At 52.2% G+C, this 20,950-nt stretch carries 20 protein-coding genes and 2 tRNA genes; 13 read left to right on the forward strand and 9 right to left on the reverse strand.

Annotated elements, in window-relative coordinates; translation table 11 throughout:
- The first annotated feature begins 221 nt into the window (after window positions 1-221).
- Together QZ311_RS10725 and gdhA are read left to right on the forward strand one after the other, a co-directional pair.
- Window positions 222-392: a 4Fe-4S binding protein gene (locus tag QZ311_RS10725; protein ID WP_297067686.1), complete on the forward strand. Its 171-nt coding sequence runs from the start codon at window positions 222-224 to the stop codon at window positions 390-392.
- A gap of 176 nt (window positions 393-568) precedes the next feature.
- On the forward strand, window positions 569-1,906 hold the full coding sequence (gene gdhA / locus QZ311_RS10730) for an NADP-specific glutamate dehydrogenase (RefSeq protein WP_297067689.1): 1,338 nt from the start codon (window positions 569-571) through the stop codon (window positions 1,904-1,906).
- 451 nt (window positions 1,907-2,357) lie between these two features.
- Here gdhA and QZ311_RS10735 read toward each other — a convergent pair whose 3' ends face one another.
- Genes QZ311_RS10735 through QZ311_RS10750 form a run of 4 tightly spaced genes read right to left on the reverse strand, consistent with a single transcriptional unit; the run spans window position 2,358 to window position 5,390 of the window.
- Entirely contained in the window at window positions 2,358-2,960 is a 603-nt protein-coding gene (locus QZ311_RS10735; protein ID WP_297067692.1) for a DUF3109 family protein, read from the reverse strand.
- Window positions 2,961-3,012: 52 nt separating this feature from the next.
- Entirely contained in the window at window positions 3,013-4,284 is a 1,272-nt protein-coding gene (locus QZ311_RS10740) for a DUF5103 domain-containing protein (RefSeq protein ID WP_297067696.1), read from the reverse strand.
- Entirely contained in the window at window positions 4,274-4,672 is a 399-nt protein-coding gene (locus tag QZ311_RS10745) for a C-GCAxxG-C-C family protein (RefSeq protein WP_297067699.1), read from the reverse strand. The genes QZ311_RS10740 and QZ311_RS10745 overlap by 11 nt, the downstream gene beginning before the upstream one ends.
- A 31-nt stretch (window positions 4,673-4,703) precedes the next feature.
- The gene (locus QZ311_RS10750) at window positions 4,704-5,390 is read right to left on the reverse strand and encodes a uracil-DNA glycosylase (RefSeq protein WP_297067702.1); all 687 of its coding nucleotides are present in this window, start codon (window positions 5,388-5,390) and stop codon (window positions 4,704-4,706) included.
- Window positions 5,391-5,489: 99 nt separating this feature from the next.
- On the opposite strand from QZ311_RS10750, the gene QZ311_RS10755 reads away from it, so the two are divergent.
- The 11 genes from QZ311_RS10755 (at window position 5,490) to QZ311_RS10805 (ending at window position 16,073) form a co-directional block, all read left to right on the forward strand.
- A tRNA-Arg gene (locus tag QZ311_RS10755) sits at window positions 5,490-5,564 on the forward strand.
- A 147-nt stretch (window positions 5,565-5,711) separates the two neighbouring features.
- Window positions 5,712-5,795 (forward strand) — tRNA-Leu (locus QZ311_RS10760).
- 92 nt (window positions 5,796-5,887) lie between these two features.
- On the forward strand, window positions 5,888-7,720 hold the full coding sequence (locus QZ311_RS10765) for a histidine kinase (protein ID WP_297067704.1): 1,833 nt from the start codon (window positions 5,888-5,890) through the stop codon (window positions 7,718-7,720).
- Complete coding sequence (locus QZ311_RS10770) at window positions 7,717-8,331, forward strand: response regulator transcription factor (protein ID WP_297067707.1); 615 nt, start codon at window positions 7,717-7,719, stop codon at window positions 8,329-8,331. The genes QZ311_RS10765 and QZ311_RS10770 overlap by 4 nt, the downstream gene beginning before the upstream one ends.
- 502 nt (window positions 8,332-8,833) lie before the next feature.
- Window positions 8,834-10,210 (forward strand): TrpB-like pyridoxal phosphate-dependent enzyme, encoded by a 1,377-nt coding sequence (locus QZ311_RS10775; protein ID WP_297067710.1) that lies wholly within the window; start codon window positions 8,834-8,836, stop codon window positions 10,208-10,210.
- Between the two features lie 97 nt (window positions 10,211-10,307).
- A complete protein-coding gene (gene fmt / locus QZ311_RS10780) occupies window positions 10,308-11,270 on the forward strand; it encodes a methionyl-tRNA formyltransferase (protein ID WP_297067713.1) in 963 nt (320 codons plus the stop codon).
- 163 nt (window positions 11,271-11,433) lie between these two features.
- Window positions 11,434-12,036: a CvpA family protein gene (locus tag QZ311_RS10785; protein ID WP_297067716.1), complete on the forward strand. Its 603-nt coding sequence runs from the start codon at window positions 11,434-11,436 to the stop codon at window positions 12,034-12,036.
- An 8-nt stretch (window positions 12,037-12,044) separates the two neighbouring features.
- Window positions 12,045-13,517, forward strand: a complete 1,473-nt coding sequence (gene sufB / locus QZ311_RS10790) for a Fe-S cluster assembly protein SufB (protein ID WP_297067718.1) — start codon at window positions 12,045-12,047, stop codon at window positions 13,515-13,517.
- A gap of 50 nt (window positions 13,518-13,567) precedes the next feature.
- Window positions 13,568-14,272 (forward strand): SAM-dependent methyltransferase, encoded by a 705-nt coding sequence (locus QZ311_RS10795; protein ID WP_297067774.1) that lies wholly within the window; start codon window positions 13,568-13,570, stop codon window positions 14,270-14,272.
- 82 nt (window positions 14,273-14,354) lie between these two features.
- The gene (locus QZ311_RS10800; RefSeq protein ID WP_297067721.1) at window positions 14,355-15,395 is read left to right on the forward strand and encodes an MBL fold metallo-hydrolase; all 1,041 of its coding nucleotides are present in this window, start codon (window positions 14,355-14,357) and stop codon (window positions 15,393-15,395) included.
- Between the two features lie 21 nt (window positions 15,396-15,416).
- Window positions 15,417-16,073: a hypothetical protein gene (locus tag QZ311_RS10805; RefSeq protein ID WP_297067726.1), complete on the forward strand. Its 657-nt coding sequence runs from the start codon at window positions 15,417-15,419 to the stop codon at window positions 16,071-16,073.
- Window positions 16,074-16,152: 79 nt separating this feature from the next.
- Here QZ311_RS10805 and QZ311_RS10810 read toward each other — a convergent pair whose 3' ends face one another.
- From QZ311_RS10810 to QZ311_RS10830, 5 genes are all read right to left on the reverse strand, one after another.
- Window positions 16,153-17,385, reverse strand: coding sequence for an S-adenosylmethionine:tRNA ribosyltransferase-isomerase (locus tag QZ311_RS10810; RefSeq protein ID WP_297067728.1), 1,233 nt, complete (start codon window positions 17,383-17,385; stop codon window positions 16,153-16,155).
- A complete protein-coding gene (rpe, locus tag QZ311_RS10815) occupies window positions 17,382-18,035 on the reverse strand; it encodes a ribulose-phosphate 3-epimerase (RefSeq protein ID WP_297067730.1) in 654 nt (217 codons plus the stop codon). Before rpe ends, QZ311_RS10810 begins: the two co-directional genes overlap by 4 nt.
- 68 nt (window positions 18,036-18,103) lie before the next feature.
- A complete protein-coding gene (locus tag QZ311_RS10820; RefSeq protein WP_297067777.1) occupies window positions 18,104-18,742 on the reverse strand; it encodes a DedA family protein in 639 nt (212 codons plus the stop codon).
- A 264-nt stretch (window positions 18,743-19,006) separates the two neighbouring features.
- Entirely contained in the window at window positions 19,007-19,597 is a 591-nt protein-coding gene (locus tag QZ311_RS10825) for a uracil-DNA glycosylase family protein (RefSeq protein WP_297067733.1), read from the reverse strand.
- A 31-nt stretch (window positions 19,598-19,628) separates the two neighbouring features.
- Window positions 19,629-20,825: an FprA family A-type flavoprotein gene (locus QZ311_RS10830; RefSeq protein WP_297067736.1), complete on the reverse strand. Its 1,197-nt coding sequence runs from the start codon at window positions 20,823-20,825 to the stop codon at window positions 19,629-19,631.
- Window positions 20,826-20,950 lie beyond the last annotated feature (125 nt).

Genomic DNA, 20,950 nt, shown 5'->3' on the forward strand with positions numbered 1-20,950 from the left:
TGATTGTTTTATTGGTGAATGGTCTATTGCTTATATCGAACTCACGTTAAATAAAGCGGTTTTTATCCTTTATAAACCTCCTAAGAATTTTTTTTGCAAAATGTGGGTGAAATTTCCGCGAAAAGAATTACTTTTGCAAGACAATTTCAAAGCGCGGTGCAAACCGTGAAAACAGAAAAAGTATTCGTATAAATTTATCTAACAACCAAAATTAATCTATCATGGCTTACGTAATCACAGACTCTTGCGTGGCTTGTGGCACTTGCCAGCCCGTTTGCCCCGTTGACGCTATCTCTGAAGGCGATATCTACCACATCGATCCCGATACTTGCATCGAGTGCGGTTCTTGCGCAGAAGTTTGCCCCAGCGACGCTATCAAGCCCGGCGAATAATCCGCAAGAGACCTTATCTTCATTCAAGACAAGATTTCAAAAGCTGCTTCCAGATGTTATAAAACATGGAAGCAGCTTTTTTTTAATTTTTTCATCCGCCCTATCAAATATAATTATTACATTTGCACCGTTAACCAAATCATCAATACATACCTTTTCAATTAATTTCTTTTATCATGGATATTAACACCATTCTCACCAACCTGGAAGCCAAGCATCCGGGCGAAAAGGAGTACCTTCAGGCAGTCAAAGAAGTTCTCATCTGCGTTGAAGATGTCTACAACCAGCATCCTGAATTCGAAAAAGCAAAAATCATCGAGCGCATGGTCGAGCCCGACCGCATCGTCACTTTCCGTGTGACATGGGTTGACGACAAGGGCGAAGTTCAGAACAACATCGGCTACCGCGTACAGTTCAACAACGCCATCGGCCCGTACAAAGGCGGCATCCGCTTCCATGCATCAGTAAACCTCTCTATCCTCAAATTCCTCGGCTTCGAGCAGACATTCAAAAACGCTCTCACCACCCTCCCCATGGGCGGAGCAAAGGGCGGCAGCGACTTCTCGCCCCGTGGCAAGAGCGACGCTGAAATCATGCGTTTCTGCCAGGCATTCATCCTCTGCCTCTGGAAGAACCTCGGTCCTGACCGCGACGTTCCCGCAGGCGACATAGGCGTAGGCGGCCGCGAAGTAGGCTACATGTATGGCATGTATAAGAAGCTCGTCAACGAATGCACCGGAACATTCACCGGCAAGGGTCTCGACTTCGGCGGTTCACTCATCCGCCCCGAAGCTACCGGTTTCGGCGCTCTCTACTTCGTACAGAGCATGCTCGCTGAGAAAAAAGACGACATCAAGGGCAAGACTGTCGCTGTGTCAGGCTTCGGCAACGTGGCTTGGGGCGCTACCCTCAAGGCTACCGAACTCGGCGCGAAAGTGGTGACAATCTCAGGTCCTGACGGATATATCTACGACCCAGACGGAATCTCCGGCGAAAAGATTGACTACATGCTCTATCTCCGCGCTACAGGCGAAGACATCGTAGCTCCCTATGCCGAAAAATATCCCAACGCACAATTCTTCCCCGGCCAGAAACCTTGGGGACAGAAGGTCGACATCGCCCTCCCCTGCGCAACTCAGAACGAAGTCGACGGCGAAGATGCCAAGAAACTCGTCGCTAACGGCGTTGAGCTCGTGGCTGAAGTATCAAACATGGGCTGTACACCCGAAGCCATCGACACCTTCCTCGCATCGAAGACCACTTACGCTCCCGGCAAGGCCGTGAACGCAGGCGGTGTGGCAACTTCAGGCCTCGAAATGAGCCAGAACGCCGAACACCTCCAGTGGAGCGCCGAAGAAGTTGACCGCCGCCTCCATGAAATCATGAAGAATATCCACACTCAGTGCGTTAAGCACGGCACAGAGCCCGACGGATATATCAACTACATGAAGGGCGCAAACATCGCAGGCTTCATGAAGGTTGCCAACGCAATGATTGGTCAGGGCATCATCTGATACCCAAACCTGAAAAATACTTAGGAAATTACTTAGATTTCTTAGGTACAAAAATTCAGAAATAACAAAAATAACAGATTTTTATTATCGTCTGTCGGGATGACTATTTCAGTCTACTCCGAATGACCAAAAATAAAAATCTGTTATTTTTGTTATTTCTGAATTTCTGTACCCCTTATGTCATTTCGGAAGCTGCGCATCATCTCCATACTCTTCCAGATAGGCTTCGCAGGCGAGTTTGAGCTCGTCATACCAATCCTTACCGAAATGACCTTCGAGGAACTGATTTGACTTAGATTTCTTAGGTACAAAAATTCAGAAATAACAAAAATAACAGATTTTTATTACCGTCTGACGGAATGACAATTTCAGTCTACCCGAATGACTAAGAATAAAAATCTGTTATTTTTGTTATTTCTGAATTTATGTACCCCTATTCTCTACGAGTATGTCATTTCGGATGCTGCGCATCCTCTCCATACTCTTCCAGATAGGCTTCACAGGCGAGTTTGAGCTCGTCATACCACTCCTTACCGAAATGGGCGGTCAGAGGCCCTTCGAGAAACTGATAGAGGCGCACACCTAATTTGCGCCCAAGCTGCTCGGCAGATTTGCATATCTTCCAGCGGTGATAGTTGACGGCTGTAAACGTCGGATATTTCGTCAGCCTCACCGGATAGAGCGCACACGAAGCCGGTTTGCGGAACGAGCCGGTCTTCCCCTCGTTATAAGCACACTCTATCGCACACTGACACAGGCCGCCCGGGGCATAACAGGTATAGATGCAGTTGCGACCGTCGACAATCTGAGTGACCAGATCACCGTCAGGGTCAAGATAGCTTGTCCCCTCCTCCGCCATCCGCGCCTTGGCCGAGGGTAGCAGCTTGTCCTCGAACTGCGGAATCAGACGGTCGATTTCATCGCGCTCCTCCTCAGTGATCGGCGCGCCGGCATCGCCTTCGATGCAACACTCGCCCTTACACTTTTCAAGATCGCAGCAAAAAAACACTTCCGCGAGGTCAAGCGACACCAATGTATCCTGTATCTGTAACATAATTTCTTCCTCTGTTTCTTCCATTATGGTTTTGTTGGTTTATCCTTTTTCTTCAATTTCCCGACGCAATCATTCCGACGCCAATCAGACGGTCGAAACGTCCGCCGCGCGGACGGTGATAGACCCTGACCGTGTATTCATTGACAGTCTGGTAGAAATCGCCCTCGACAGGAGCAGTCTCACCTTGCAGACTCCCTGACGGGACGGTGAGATACTGATAGTTGTATGCACCTTGTTTCAGCATCATCGAATTCTCATAGCGGCCCGACGCACGGTTGTAGACCATACGCGACACCGGATCGAAACGCCGCTGGACAAAATCTCCGTCGAGAAACACGTCAGCCCCGGCGATTTCGGGCATTTCAAGGCTGAAATGAACCATCACATAGTCTGCCTCCGTATCGGAGCGCGACGACGACGCTTCACGCACGAAGAAACGTCCGTGCTGAGTGCTGTCGTAGCTGTATGGCATCGCGCCACGCGGTGTGTCGGTATAGAGCCACATATTATATATAGGGGTGTCGGTGCTGATATTCTCAACACCCATGCCCGGATATGAGGTGGAGACCGTCTCGAAGCGGCGATATTCGTTTCCGGCCTTGAAGATGAGCGGACGCAGATGCTCGTAGATGACCTTGTCGCCAAGCACTCTCTGCGGAGCGGTCATCACGACCACATTGTCGTCACGTCCGTTCTGACTGACAACAATCCGGAGGTCATTGAACGGATCGTCAACACCTGCCACATGCTGCAGGTCGACCGTCAGGCCAAGTTGCTGATGATTGCGGTTGGTATCGATATCGGTCAGCGACGTCACCCCGGCATAGACCCCGGCCGAGAAATCGGAAACACCGAAGCGAGCCTGAAGCAATGTTTCGTCGGGATTGCTTTCGTCGTAGACCCGCAGCAGATAGTTGCCGGTCTCAGTGATGCGTATCTCGCGGTTGGGAATCGTAATCGAATAGTGGACATAGTGCACGAGTGTCGCCCGCGAAAAATCATAGTCCTCGACCGCCCCTTCGTTGAAACCGTCGAGAAACTCCGAGGCCACCAGCCCTTCCGGCTGCCAGAGCGCATCGCAGTGAATCAGTTCGTAGCGCATGAAACGCCGTTCGTCGCCAAGCTCGTCGAAACTCACAGTCAGCCGGCTCAGGGGATCACCGAGCGTAATCACCGGCGGAGCAAACTCGTTGGCATCAAGCGTCACTTTGAGCGAACGGAATGCAGGGTCGAAAATAGCCTGCGACGTGTCAGTCGCCTCAGCCCTGCCCACGGCAAAAAGTCCGAGCAGAACCAAAGCAGCCAGACAGCGCTTAAAAGCCATCGGCCTCAAACTGCCGGTGAAGGATTTCGACACCATCCGCTATCAGGTCTATGCACGGCTTACGTCCGGGACGCTTCAGCTCCTGACAGACATACGATCCGTTGAGCTCCTCGAATTTATCGAGCGGCTGCCTCACCTTGGCATACAGCGCTGGGCGCTCCAATTGATTGTAGACGAGTCCGCACACCATTGTCGCACCCGACATCACACCACAGATTTCGCCCTTGCCGCCGATACCGCTTCCAAAGCCCGACGAAATGCGGGCAAGCAACTCGGTTTCCGATTCGTTCATATCGCCAAAGGCCATCGCCACACACTGACAGCAGTTACGGCCTTCGGCGCGCAGACGGCGCGCAAGCTCCTTACGTTCTTCCAATGTATATTTCATGATTCAAAAAAATATTGACTACATACTTTTATCAGTTCCGGCAGCCGTCCACACAACACCAGTCAATCGGGGCAATCCCTTTCGACGTGAGATAGGCATTGGTCCTTGAGAAAGGCTTGCTCCCGAAGAAACCCCGAGAGGCACTCAGTGGCGACGGATGCGGAGAGGTTATGACACAATGGCGCGAACGGTCGATGAACTCACCCTTGCGCTGTGCGTATGCACCCCACAGGATAAACACCAGATTATCGCGTTCGGTGGCAAGCTTGCGGATTGCAGCGTCGGTAAACGTCTCCCAGCCCTGATTCTGATGCGAGGCAGGCGCTCCGGCGTCGACCGTAAGAGTGGCATTCAGCAGCAACACACCCTGACGCGCCCAGCAGCTCAGGTCGCCCGAAAGCGGAGCTTGACACCCGAGGTCATCCGAAAGTTCCTTGTAGATGTTGCGCAACGAACGTGGCAGATCCACACCCGGATTGACCGAAAAACTCAGTCCGTTGGCCTGACCATAGCCCGGATAAGGGTCCTGCCCGAGAATCACCACCTTGACGTCGTCGAAAGGACAAGCATCAAAGGCCGCGAAAATCTTACCGGCAGGGGGAAAAACAGTCTGGCGGGCATAGCGGTCACGCACAAAATCGGTCAGGTGACGGAAATAGTCCTTATTCCATTCGTCGGAGAGCGCTCTTTTCCACGAAGAGTCAATTCTAACGTCCATTTGTCAAATTTTGATTTGTTCTTTGCAAAAATACAAAAAAATCACTAATTTTGCATCCCATAATCCGGTGAAAGCGTTCCGGCGCATTCGCTTCGATTTGTTCCCGTAGTTCAATGGATAGAATATCGGATTCCGGTTCCGACGATTAGGGTTCGACTCCCTACGGGAATACCACTCATCTTTTTCCCGGACATCAAAGGATTCCTCACGGGAGAACAGAGTACAAGCCCGGTAAAAATGGGTTTGGAGATATGGCAAAAAAGATTTAACTTTGCGCCATCAAAAACCACGCCTCTTATCACATCATCCATAAGAAAGGATGCTCGAATGGTGGAATGGTAGACACGAAGGACTTAAAATCCTTTGGTCATTGCGACCGTGCGGGTTCGAGTCCCGCTTCGAGCACAGACAAATATCCGCAAGTGAATGTATTCTCCCTTAAGGGACTACACCACATCTGCGGATATTTTTTTAGTACCTGCCGATAAACTCATTCCATGCGTTATTTGATTCTGCGTCATGTCACGACGTTTTTTGTAATTATCATTTCGATAGTAGCTGCAAGTTGCATTAAAAACAGCAATCCCAACCGGACTGTCCCCTCCGACGACGAGGAGAGGGTCTACATGCTCGTGGCCACACCCGGTGCGGAGGGCGATTATGCCCGTGCCGTCGCCGTCAGCGACTCACTGTTTGCCAACTGCGCCATGAGTGATTCGCTCAAAGCCTACCTCATGATCGAACGCAATGTGGCGTTGATGAACGGAGGCGACATCGAGCGTGGCATGGCCTATGCCGACACTCTGATAGCCTTCGGCCGCAGCGCCCGGATCGGGCAGCTCGAAATGCAGGGCGAGCAGACCAAAGGAGTCGGCTACCGCCGTAAGGAGATGTATGATTCAGCCATCGCATGCTATACGCGCGGACTTGAAATAGCTATCAACGAAAAGAACACGGAAATGGAACAGTCGTTTGCCGATATGCTGACAGTCGCCTGCACAGAAATCGGCCATACCGCCGAAGCCCTCGACTTTGCACGCAGGTCGCTCAGGCTGGCTGAAGAGATGGCCGACACGACAGCCATTTTCTCGGCAATCGGCAACATCGGCGCGCTCCATACCCGCGAAAAACATTATGATGAAGCCATCAAAGCCCTCATGCCCTACGCCCATCTTATCGACAAGGTATCGTCGCCCTACAGGGTCAAGTTTCTCACTCCGCTGGTCAAATCCTACATATCGCTCGATTCAATCGACACCGCCGGGAGAATCATCCGACAAATGGAAGAGGCCGTCAGCTACCTGCCTGCCCATCATCAGTCGGCCGTAGTCGTGCTGACGGCCAAAGCTATGCTCTTCGGTCGCGAAAAACGCTACCGTGACCAGTGGAAAATGTATCAGCTCATCGACTCTCTCGGCACACACGGAAAAACTACCGAAACCGTCTTGCTCGAACGTGCGGAATGCCTCGCAAACATGGGTGAATATCGTCAGGCATACGACAGGATGACCGATGCCTTCCATTCGCTCGACTCCGTGCGCCGTTCCGACATAGACCGCGAGCTCAGCGACCTCTCGGTCCGCTACGACACACTGACAAAGGAGATTGAAATCGAACATCTCAGCCGCCAGCGATGGATTCTGATAAGTGTGATTCTTTTCGGCATCATGCTTTTCGGAAGCGCAATCCTCTTCGCAATCAACCGCCGCAAGCGTCAGCTAAGGAAAGCCGAGCATGAAAAACAGCAGGAATACATACGCGGTCTGGAGCAGGAACGCGCACGCATGGCACGCGAACTCCACGATGATGTGGCCGGCGACCTACTCGGACTTCAGTTCGAGCTCACGGCTCTGCCATCGGAAAGGAGTGTCACACGCCTGCAGGAAATCACAGGCAAAGTCCGCCGTCTGTCCCATGAACTGATGCCTCCGCAGTTTGCCGATGCCCCCCTCACCACACTGCTCATCGACTATGTGAAAACCCACAACCTCTCCCACCCCACACGGCTGATAAACCTCACCGACGAGGGCTCGTTTGACTGGAGCTCCCTCACCCCCGAACAGAACTATGAGCTTTACCGCATCGTTCAGGAATCGGTCAACAATGCCCTCAAGCACTCATCGTCAGGTGACATCGACATAACCCTCGACGGAAGCGACCGATTCTCCCTCTCAATCACCAACCGGACTGACAGGCGAGAGGACTCATCACCGTCGCGCAGCGAAGGCATCGGCCGACGCACCCTAATGGCGCGCGCCTCGATTATAGGTGCTGACATCCGGGTCTCGGAAACTGATTCTAACTATAAAATCACTATAAGCCAGAAATGAAAACACTACTTGTCGTCGACGACCATCCAATAGTCCTTGAAGGTATCGAAAGCGTCCTGTCGGGTCAGGGCTATAAAATACTCAAGGCTTCTTCCTCATCAGAAGCCCTGACAATTGCCGGACATATCGACGGAATAGACATGTTTGTGATTGACCTTTCCCTCTCATCCAACACCGACGGCCTCACCCTCGCCGAAACCCTTCGGGACAGAGGCATCGACAAACCGGTCATCATTTACACAATGCACGAAGAGCTATGGAACATCTCGCTGCTGATGAAGGCCGATGTCCAAGGGATAGTGTTCAAAGGAGAAACTATCGACGAACTAATCCATGCCATAGATATTGTCGGCGATGGAAAAACATACACCAGTCCGGCGTTCGACAGCCGGCGAAGGGAAGCCATGCAGACCAACGGCATACTTTCAGCCAAGGACATCGAAGTCCTGAGGCTTCTCTCAGATGGCAAAATGAACCGGGAGATAGCCTGCGCGATGGACATCAGCGAAAAAACCGTAGAATATCACCGTAGCAACATCCTCAGAAAACTCTGTTCAAAGACAATGCCCGAAGCCATACGCCGGGCCATAAATCTGGGAATAATCCACTGATTGAACCCCATTACAAAACGCATCCATCGGCCGAAACCCGGTCACGGTGTTAGAACCAATCGAGCCTAACCGCAGACGACAAAACGCAGTCAGCGCATTAGGGATTACCCTAAATTCATCTCAGGGTATTTCCTAAAGCGCTGATTTTTAACTATTTTATTGTCGAAATTTTATGTTTTTCAAAATATTCTTTTTATCTTTACAACATAAATTCACATTCTATCTAACTTTAACACAAGCGACAGACTATATAATTCGACAAAATTTAATCAGCAAATCCCGGTTTACTTTGTGATTCTATCTTTACATTTAGCTATAAGTCTATGACACAACCCTCCGCAATCGCCGGCAAGATGGCGATTGCGGATTTTTTATATTCATTTCAGGGCCTGCAACTGAGCAACAGAAATAGGAATATAAGCTAAAAATATGTGGCCAATGTGTTTTTTCTAACCATAAAACAGTAAATTTGCATCATAATAAACCCAGTTTTCCATTATTTATGTCAGAAAAAAGAAAAAGATACTTCCTTGACGAAGAAGAAATCCCACGCGCATGGTACAACATTCAGGCCGACATGCCTGTCAAACCCCTCCCGCCACTCAACCCGCAGACCCGCGAGCCGATGAAGGCCGAAGACCTCTACCCCATCTTTGCCCGCGAATGCTGCGATCAGGAGCTTAACACCACCGACCGTTGGATTCAGATTCCCGACGAGGTAAGGGATATGTACAAATACTACCGCTCCACCCCGCTCGTCCGTGCCTACGGACTTGAAAAGGCACTCGGTACGTCGGCACATATCTATTTCAAAAACGAGAGTGTCTCCCCGATGGGCTCCCACAAGCTCAACTCGGCAATCCCGCAGGCCTACTACTGCAAGAAGGAAGGTGTCAAAAACGTCACCACCGAGACAGGCGCCGGCCAGTGGGGCGCTTCGCTTTCATATGCCGCCTCGCTCTTCGGGCTTGATGCCGCAGTCTATCAGGTAAAAATTTCCTACGAGCAGAAGCCATACCGCCGCAGCATCATGCAGACCTACGGCGCACAGGTGACACCGTCGCCCTCAATGTCGACACGCGCCGGAAAAGACATCCTCACCGTCAACCCCAACTATCAAGGTTCGCTCGGAACAGCCATCTCCGAAGCCGTCGAGCTCGCCCGCACCACCCCCGACTGCAAATATGCACTCGGCTCTGTGCTCAGCCATGTGACACTACATCAGACCGTAATAGGCCTCGAAGCTGAAAAACAGATGGAAATGGCCGGTGAATACCCCGACATGGTCATCGCCTGCTTCGGTGGCGGCTCAAACTTCGGAGGAATCTCGTTTCCATTCATGCGCCACAAAATCGCAGGCGAGGAAGGCAAGAGCCACACACGCTTCATTGCCGCCGAACCCTCATCGTGCCCCAAACTGACAAAAGGCAAATTCTGCTACGACTTCGGTGACGAGGCAGGCTACACCCCACTGTTGCCCATGTATTCACTCGGCCACAAATTCTCGCCGGCCAACATCCATGCAGGCGGTCTCCGCTATCACGGCGCAGGTGTAATCGCCAGCCAGCTGCTGAAGGACGGGCTCATGGAGGCTGTCGACATCAATCAGCTCGAATCGTTTGAAGCCGGATGCCTGTTCGCACGCGCCGAAGGCATCATCCCTGCCCCCGAATCATGCCATGCAATCGCCGCGACCATCCGTGAAGTCAAGAAACTCAAGCCGGGCGAAGAAAAGGTGATACTTTTCAACCTTTCAGGCCACGGACTCGTCGACATGGCATCGTATGACAAATATCTCTCTGGCGACCTTGTGAACTATTCGGTCTCCGACGAGGAAATCGACGCCAACTTTGCCAAATCAGACACTGTCGAAGCGTGACCACACACCACGGTGCGGGGAATCGGCTTGATAGCCATGATTCCCCGCACCGAAATCATACTACATGTCTAACCCAGCAACAAGAGTTAACATACAGATGACGAAAGAAGACCTCAGAATCGTATTTCTCGGCACTCCTGATTTTGCAGTCGAAAGCCTCAGGCGCATCGTCGACGGCGGATACAACGTCGTAGGCGTAGTGACAATGCCCGACAAACCGGCAGGACGCGGCCACAAAATGTATCATTCGCCTGTCAAAGAGTTTGCCGAAGCCCGCGGACTACATCTCATGCAGCCTGTCAAGCTCAAAGACCCCGAGTTTGTCGATGAACTCCGTTCGCTCAACGCCGACCTGTTTATCGTCATAGCCTTCCGCATGCTCCCTGAAGTCGTATGGACCATGCCGCGCCTCGGGACATTCAATCTCCACGCGTCGCTGCTACCGCGCTACCGTGGAGCTGCCCCTATCAACTGGGCTGTCATCAACGGCGATACCGAAACCGGAGTCACGACCTTCTTCCTCAAACACGAAATCGACACCGGCGACATCATCGCACAGGAACGTGTTGAAATCCTCCCGACCGACAATGTGGGCGACGTGCACGACCGCCTTATGATGCTCGGAGCTGACCTGACAATCAAGACCATCGACGACATCATCGCCGGAACTCTGACGACAATCCCGCAAGACAAGCTCCTTGGCGATAGCGAGGCTACCCCGGCCCCGAAGATTTTCAAAGAAACCTGCAAAATCGACTGGACCGCTCCGGCCGAAAACGTCCACAACCTTGTGCGCGGACTTTCGCCATATCCGGCAGCATGGGCGACTCTCTCTGACGGCGACACCGAACTCGGCGCTGTCAAAATCTTCGAGACACGCATCACCGACACCCCGTCGGCCACGCCGGGCGAAATCATCATCGAAGGCAACACTCTGACCGTCGGGTGCGGTGACGGACGCAGCCTCGAAATCATAAGCCTCCAAGCACCCGGCAAACGGCGCATGCCTGTCGCCGATTTCCTCCGCGGCTCGCGCCTCACAAATCCGAAATTCTCATAGACACACGTTAAACATGATTAATCAGACCGCATGCTCCGGCGTGCGGTTTGATTTTTATAACTATCTTTTCAACTGAGTTCGGGAATAATTTGTTAAATTTGCATCGAATATCCTTTTCCCGGAAGGGACTATCAGGATAGAGACAAAAAACAACCCGATTTTCATGGCAGCTATCGACATCATCCTACTTCTAATCTTCATTCTGACCGCGTGGCTCGGTTTCCGTAAAGGCATCATCACGCAGATCGGTTCTGTCGCAGCAATTATCGTAGCCGTCATAGCATGCCGTATGTTCGGTGCGACTGTCAATGACATACTGTTCAGCCAACGGCCTGAATGGGATTCAGGATTTTCAAAATATGCCGCATCGATAATCTCTAACTCGATTATCTACATAGTGGCTTACTATGCGGTCATACTCATTTCACGACTGCTCCACACTCTGACCCACGTGGTGCTCCTCGCTCCGCTCGACCATATAGCCGGAGCGGCTTTCTCGGTTGCGAAATACGGGCTGCTCGTCAGTCTGCTGCTGAATCTCTACATAGTCGTCTTCCCGCAGACATCGCTGCTCGCTCAATCGCGTCTGGCCGACGGAAAGGCGATAGAGGCCGTAGTCGGCTTCGCTCCGTGGGTGCTCGACGCAATCAATCCGGTCAACGACAGGCAGGACGACGGGAAGCTCCCCGAAAATAATGACAAGGAGACGGAATCCAAACAGATTTCCGACACAAAAACGGTCTCCCAAGTTGTATATTGCGAATAATGAATCAAATGGAAACAAAAGATAAGAATAACGCCAACGAGAGCGACAAGCTCATCAAAAGCGCGACATCCGATGAATATAAATACGGTTTCACTTCCGACATCGACACCGACATCATTCCCGTCGGGCTCAACGAGGAAGTGGTCCGCCTCATATCGGCCAAAAAGGGAGAGCCTGAATGGCTTCTCGACTTCCGTCTGAAAGCGTTCCGCCACTGGGAGACCCTTAAGATGCCAGACTGGGCGCATCTCAACATACCGCCCATCGACTATCAGGCCATCAGCTACTACGCCGAACCCCGCTCCAAGGCCAAAGGCCCTGAAAGCCTCGACGAAGTTGACCCGCAGCTGCTCGACACCTTCAACCGACTCGGCATACCCCTGCAGGAACAGAAAGCCCTCGCAGGCATGGCAGTCGACGCAGTGATGGACTCGGTGAGCGTCAAGACCACCCACCGCGAGAAACTTGCGGAAAAAGGCATCATATTCTGCTCTATTTCCGAGGCCGTCAAGGACTATCCCGACCTCGTCAAGAAATATCTCGGCTCTGTGGTCAGCTACCGCGACAACTTTTTCGCGGCCCTCAACTCCGCAGTGTTCTCCGACGGCTCGTTTGTCTACATCCCCAAAGGCGTCCGCTGCCCGATGGAGCTTTCGACCTACTTCCGCATCAATGCCGCCGGAACAGGCCAGTTCGAACGCACTCTCATTGTGGCCGACGATGATGCCTACGTAAGTTATCTCGAAGGCTGCACCGCACCGATGCGCGATGAAAACCAGCTGCATGCCGCGATTGTAGAAATCGTGGTCGAAGACAGAGCCGAAGTGAAATACTCCACTGTCCAGAACTGGTATGCCGGCGACGCCGAAGGCCGCGGAGGCATCTACAACTTCGTGACAAAACGCGGACTCTGCCGTGGCGACCACTCGAAACTGTCGTGGACTCAGGTAGAGACCGGTTCGGCAATCACATGGAAATATCCCTCGTGTGTGCTCAAAGGCGACTATTCGCGCGGAGAGTTCTACTCAGTCGCTGTCACCAAAAACTATCAGCAGGCCGACACCGGCACAAAGATGATACATATCGGCAAAAATTCCACCTCGACCATCGTATCGAAGGGTATTTCAGCCGGCCATTCCCAGAACTCATACAGGGGTCTCGTGAAAGTGGCCAAGGATGCCGACGGATGCCGAAACTACACTCAATGCGACTCCCTGCTTATGGGCAGCAAATGTGGCGCGCACACATTCCCCTATATCGACGTGCTCAACGACACAGCCATTGTCGAACACGAGGCCACGACTTCGAAAATCTCGGAAGACCAGCTCTTCTACTGCAATCAGCGAGGTATTCCGACCGAAGAGGCCATCGCACTTATTGTCAACGGCTATGCCAAGGAGGTGATGAACAAGCTCCCGATGGAGTTTGCAGTCGAAGCCCAGAATCTCCTGCAGATAACACTTGAAGGCTCTGTCGGATGATGACTGAAAAGCAAGCGACCGATTCCAAAGCCACAGACACCGCACGGTCAATCCGTCCGGCGCTCTACCTCATACCCTCGACCATGAGCGACGCTCCCGTGGGCGATGTAATCCCCGAAGGGAATATCGCGATAATCCGTGGCATAAGACATTTCGTTGTCGAAAACGTCCGCACTGTCAGACGTTTTCTCAAACGCTGCGACCGCAGCATCGACATCGACACTCTCAGTTTCACCGTGCTCGACGAACATACATCGCCCGAAGAAATCCCGGCTATGCTCGGCCCGATTGCCGAAGGCCATCCGGTCGGGGTGATTTCCGAAGCCGGGTGTCCTGCAATCGCCGACCCCGGCGCAGACCTCGTAGCAATAGCTCAGGCAAAGGGCTATGAGACTATACCGCTCGTCGGTCCGTCGAGCATCATACTCTCACTGATGGGCTCAGGTTTCAACGGACAGAGTTTCGCTTTTGTCGGCTACCTGCCACATGAAGCCAAGGCACGCACGGCAAGACTCCGCGAACTCGAACAACGGATACGACGCGAAGGGCAGACCCAGATTTTCATCGAGACACCCTATCGCAACAACCGCCTCATCGCCGAGCTCGCATCGACCCTCCCTCCGGGACTAAAACTGTGTGTCGCTTCCGACATCACCGGCCCACAGCAGAGCATCGTGACACTTCCGCTCTCGAAATGGGCAAAAAGGAAGTATGACTACGATAAAATCCCGACAATATTCCTGCTGAACTCATAGAGGAATATGCCGGTCCCGACAGCCGCATGTCGGACTACACGAACCACAATATACCAACCTCATAATTCCACGACTCTACTCATTGGCAAAATCACGCAAAATAACAGGCAGACGTATGCCCGGTCTTTTCGATTCGTTTGATGACCACACTATCGAAAACGGCGATTTCCGCATTATTCCCGACAAAAAGATGGAGGAAATAACGCGGGAAATCAGGCGTGGACAACAATCGGCAGGTGTAATTGACGAACTTCCGCCATTGGCAGCCAATGAAAAGGTATATTTCATGAGCTTCGGCAGCGGAAGCTCAGGCAACTGCTCGTATATCGGAGACAGCCAGAGCGGATTTCTCATCGACGCCGGTGTGGAAATCGCAAAAGTTGTGGACAGCCTGCGTCGCAACGGCATTTCGATGGAAAGAGTCAAAGGGATATGCCTCACGCATGACCACGGCGACCACATCCGCGATGTCTACGGGCTTCTACGCCGCTACCGTCATCTGAAAGTCTACTGCACGCCGAAGGCTCTCAACGGCATCCTGCGCCGACACAATGTGTCGCGACGCATCAAGGACTATCATGCGCCCATCTACAAGGAATTCCCGTTCCGTATAGGCAACTTCGAAATCACGGCTTTTGAAGTGACGCACGACGGAGCTGACAATGCCGGATATTTCATCACCCACGGCGACATCCGCTTTGCCGTGGCAACCGACCTCGGCTGCATCAGCGAACGCGTGAACCACTACATGCGCCAAGCCACACATATTGTCATCGAGGCTAACTATGACCTCCAGATGCTGCGCGAAGGACGCTATCCCGAATATCTCAAAGCACGCATCGAGGCTGCCAACGGACATCTTGACAACCGCGTGACCGCTCAATTTCTCGCCGACATATACACACCTGAACTGCGCAACGTGTTCCTCTGTCACCTTTCACTCGACAACAACACCCCCCACAAGGCAATCGACGCAGTGGAAAGCGCCCTCAGGGCTGCCGGTGTAAGATATTTCGGCAACGGCTTCAACTGCCTCAATGACGCTGACGCGCCCGAACCACGCATCCATCTCACCGCCCTGCCCCGATTCGAAGCCTCTCCGCTTTATCCATTGGAGCTTTAGGCCATAACCGTCAACCACACTATGATAACACCTGCTGAATTTTACAGGTCGCTTCCGGGCAACCTACAACAAAAATTCTCCGAATGGAGCGATTTCCTCTACAACGACGTGGAGTTCAACATGCCCGACAGTCCTCTGCATGCAATGGGACATTGCGAACGTGTGCTGTTCCACGCGCTTTTCATGGGCAACCGCGAGATGGGCGGACAAGACTTCGAGGCGCTTGAAATACTCGCTCATGCAGCGGTGTTTCACGACACCCGGCGACTGGATGAATATCAGGACACAGGCCACGGCGCACGCGCTGCGGTCTACTATGAGGATTTCTGCCGTCAGCCTGACTGTGACATCACGTTTCATCCCGAAGCCGCCTGCCTGATGCGCTACCACGACCTTGACGACAAGGTCGGAATCGAAGCTATCCGCAAAGCCTTCCCTGAAAATCACGGACGTGTCGAGAAACTCTATGCCATATTCAAGGATGCCGACGCACTTGACCGATGGAGGCTCGGACGGTGGGGGCTTGATGAAAAATATCTCCGGACTCCGTCATCACGTCTTTTAGTCGAGGCTGCCCGACGTCTGGTGAACGCCACCATGTCGCCCGAAGTGCTCGACCACTACGACAGGCTTGTCGACAGCATAATGCGCAAGAAAAACAAGGATAATACGAAATAGACAGAATCTGAATAAAAACCACGTGGCAGCTATTGACTTTTCAACAGCTGCCACGTAGTTTTTAACACTCAGATGATTTTTACAGGAATAGACATGCGTCGCCATATGACAGGAAGCGGAAACGCGGATCTGCGAGGGCGTAATCATAGATTGAACGCCAGTCAGGGCTGCCCGGACTGCTTTGGAGAAATGCCGAGACGAGAAGCAGAAGCGTGGACCGCGGCTGGTGAAAGTTTGTCACCATTCCCTTGACCACCTTATATTGATAGCCCGGCGCTATCATCAGCCGCGTTGAAGCGACAAAGACAGATTCACCGGTCTTATCCAGATGGAGCAATATGGCTTTCATCGCATCCGAAACCGACAGTTGTGGATGGGACGGATCGTAGGGATACCACTGCGGAAGCACATCTGCCGGCAATCCCTGCGCGAGACGGCATCCGAGATGATAGAGACTCTCAAGAGTGCGGACAGAAGTCGTCCCCACGGCAATCACACGACGCGACGTGCCGGCAAGCTCGGCTATCAGCTCACGGCCGACAGCGATGAACTCGCTGTGCATGTCATGCTCGCCGATGACATCGGATTTGACCGGCTGAAACGTACCCGCACCGACGTGGAGCGTCAGTTCCCGACGAGGAATACCGCGACAGTCTATTTCCGAAAGCACCTCAGGCGTGAAATGCAGTCCGGCCGTAGGAGCGGCGACCGACCCGTCGATGTGGGAAAACACGGTCTGATAGTCGCGCGAATCACTTTCCTCGGTCGAACGGTTGAGATAAGGCGGAATCGGAATCTCGCCGACAGCAGAGATTATGCGCGAGAATGTTACAGCCTCATTATCCCATGAAAACTCGACGACCGAAGTGTTGCCTTCGCGTGCAATACGCGTGGCCACGAGAGTCAGGCTCTCACCGTCAATCACGAGAGGCATGCGCAGAGGTTCGTTTTTCCAGCGCTTGGAGTTGCCGACAAAACATGTCCACGAACAGCGGCCTGTCGATGCAAAGCTACACGCGTAATCAGCGGGGACAGACGGTTCGAGACAGAAAATCTCAATCAACGCACCGTCCGAAGCCTCACCCTTGCGGAAGCGCAGGCGGGCGTTGATAACACGGGTATTGTTGTAGACCAGCATCGAGTCGGCGGGGAGCAGCTCAGGCAATTCGCTGAAAATGCGGGTCGACACTTCGCCGTTGCCATCCTTCACAAGCAACAGACAGGAATCGCGAACGGCAAGCGGATGCTTGGCTATACGTTCGTCGGGAAGAGGATAGTCGAATTTATCTATTCGTATGTCGCGGATATTCATACATCAAGTTCTATAAGATCGGCGATAGCCTTATGGGGATCGTCGGCGCCAAACACATAGCTTCCGGCAACCAGCACATCAGCTCCGGCTTCAATGAGGGCCGGGGCTGTGGAAAGATTGACACCGCCGTCAATCTCGATGATGGTCTCTGAGCCGGTCTCCTCGATAAGAGCACGCAACTCACGCACCTTGCGGAGCGTGTTGGGGATGAAACTCTGGCCTCCGAATCCGGGGTTGACACTCATGAGAAGCACCATGTCAAGTTCACGGATTATATCACGCAGAAGCATGACAGGCGTGGCCGGATTGAGGGTCACGGCCGGGCGCATGCCTGCATCACGGATGGTGTGGATGACGCGGTCGAGATGCGTGCATGCTTCCCAGTGCACATTCATTATCTCAGCACCGGCATCACGCACGCGGTCTACATAACGGCCCGGCTCGGCCACCATCATGTGGACATCCAGAGGTTTTTCGGCAATGGTGCTTATGGCTTTGATGACCGGGAAACCGATAGTGATGTTGGGAACAAACATTCCGTCCATCACATCAATATGTATCATGGACGCACGACTCGTGTTGACCATGCTGACAGCTTCGCCAAGACGGGCGAAATCGGCTGAAAGAAGAGAGGGAGCTACTTGTATCATATCAACTCTTGATGTGCACTATTAAGAAATTAATAAAAAAGAAAACCGGTAGAAGGAAAGGACGGCTCTCAGACTGTCGGAGTCTTCTGACGGGGCTTAAAGGCATTCCAGAGGATGACACCCACGCAGATGATGCCGATGCCGATGCCGACATATGTGAGGTAGTCGTTATACTCCTCGACCTTGGCATAAAGCTGATCCTGCGGGACCATTTTTCCAAGCCAGTAACCGAGAGCACCCAGCACGACGTTCCATGTCAGCGCTCCGAGTCCTGTAAAAATTATGAACTTACCGACATTCATACGGGCGAGTCCCGCAGGAATCGATATAAGCTGACGGACTGCGGGAATCAGACGGCCGATAAAGGTCGACGCAGCCCCGTGTTTGTCGAAATATTCCTCCGCATGGCGCACCTTAGCCTCGTCAATCAGACAGGCATGGCCGAAACGGCTGTTTGCAAACTTATAGACAATCGGACGCCCGATCCACACGGAAAGATAGTAGTTGATGAGCGCACCGATAATCGCGCCTACAGTAGCAATACCGACAACGGCAAAAATATCGACATCGCCTTTAGTGCATGCAAGATATGCAGCCGGAGGAACTATGACTTCCGAAGGAAAAGGGATGAAAGAGCTCTCGACAATCATAAATCCGAGCACAAGAAGATAGACCGTCATTGGATCGGCGACCAGAAACTTCGCCATGATTCCGGCAGGATCAAAGATTGCCAGAAGAGGGAGTAAATCAAACATTTTCTAAAAATTATATGTGTGAGTAACGCAAATAATACATCAGAAGCAGATGATAAGAATATAATTACACTGCTATAATGAAGAAGAACCGCAAAGAGTTCACATTGCAAAATTACATATTTAATAAGTAATAACAATGGCTACCGAGTAATCAGTAGCCATTGTTGTGCAAATTTGATTATTACGGGGCGACCTCAGAACCGCCCAAGCTATCAATCATATCAGGCCGGCTCGAATGAAAAGCTTCCGATAGGCCTCGGCCTTGGCCTCAACCGCAAGCGGATAGGCCCGCGATGTCGACGGCATGCGCGTGATTTCAAGTTCACGCCCGTCAGCCGCCCACTGCACGTCGACCCACTCACCGATTTTAGGGAGAGGCGACGATGTGATCATTGCCACCACGCTTGCCGCCTTCTCGCCGGTGGTGGCAATAAAACGGCAGTCAGGCATCTCGGCAAGCAATGCCCCGAGATTGACCGGCTCAACGATATCAAGAAATTTGTCGGAGGCATTGTCCTTCAGCCTTCTGACCGCCGCGCCTGTGTCGTGGAGTGCAATTCCCTTTTCGGTCAGGAACTTCCGGATTGAAGCCTCGTCAAACGTACCGTCGGAAAAGCGGAAATGATTAACGTCGTCATAGAAGATTATCCCCATGACGCGCCAGAAGTCATTGGTCTTGTTGGGGTAATAGAACTCCATCGACCATCTAAGAGGCTTCGGAGGGAAAGTCCCCATAATCAACACCCGCGCATCGTGCGGGATGAACGGAGGGAAGGGGTGACGCTCGACAGGTATATTGTCAGTCATAGCTGCTCGGAAGAGTTAAGTCGGATAGGATTTATTGAAGGAGTTTTGCAGCAAGAGCGCCTGCGGCTTCGCGACATTGCCGCAACTGCTCGGCGGTCGCAGCCTGTTTGAAAGCTATCGGGTCGGCGACGCTCACAGCCCCGATACTTTCAATGTACGAGCCCATCACACCTACCGCCTTCTGCCCCCAAGTGCAAGAGCCGATGAGAAGCACATCGCGGTTCTTCACTCCGCGTGTGGCAATCGCCTCCATGACGTTGCGCACCGGCGGGAAAAGAGTATCGGAATATGTCGGAGCTGCGACTACCAGACCGCGATGCCTGAAAATATCGCTCAACATGAAGCTCAGGTCAGAGACCGAGGCATTATGTACATCTATCTCCTTGATTCCGGCTTCGGCAAGAGCCTCGGCCGCAGTCTCGGCCATCAGTTCAGTGTTGCCATACATCGAACCGTAGATAATCGTGACACCATTGTCGAGCGGTTCATAGAGGCTGAGCTTGTCATAAAGACCGACAACCTCGGCAATACGCTCGCGCCACACCGGGCCGTGGGTAGTGCAGAGAGTGCGCACGGCCACGCTGTCAAACTTCCTCAAGGCTTTCTGGACGAACAAGCCGTATTTACCAACTATACTGCTGTAATAACGGACCATCTCGGGGAAATAGCGTGAGGTATCCATATCACTGTCGACCACAGCTCCGGCCAATGCGCCGAAACACCCGAAAGCATCTCCCGAAAACAGGGTTTCTTCCTCCACTAAATATGTCATCATTGTCTCAGGCCAGTGGACCATGGGCGTAAGCGTAAACCGAAGATTCACATCCGCGCCAAGCGACAACGTGTCTCCGTCCTTGACAACAAGAGTCTTGTCGGCCACTCCATAGAAGCCCTTGACCATTGCGAGAGTCTGTGCATTTCCGACTATGACGATGTCCGGGAAGGCATCACGCAGTATTTTTATAGCGCCCGAATGATCAGGCTCCATATGGTTTATGATAAGATAGTCAGGCTTACGATCTCCGGCAATCTCACGGATATGCTCTATCTGGCGGAGCGCATAGCATGCCTCCACGCCGTCAACTATCGCAATCTTGTCAGCACCAGTGACAAGATATGAATTATAGCTGACTCCGTATGGCAGGGGCCACATTGCTTCAAAACGTGATGTGATGCGGTCGTTTACACCTATATAATGTATGTGGTCTGAAATCTGTGATACTTTCATATATTCAATCGCTTTTACAAGAAAAATGATATTGCGTGTATTAAATCAGATAAATTAGATAATATTAAATAGTAAAGGCCACGGCAATTAGATGTAACCGCAGCCTTTATTCCTATAAATTTCTT

The organism is uncultured Duncaniella sp. (assembly GCF_910578445.1).
Taxonomy (GTDB): Bacteria; Bacteroidota; Bacteroidia; order Bacteroidales; family Muribaculaceae; genus Duncaniella.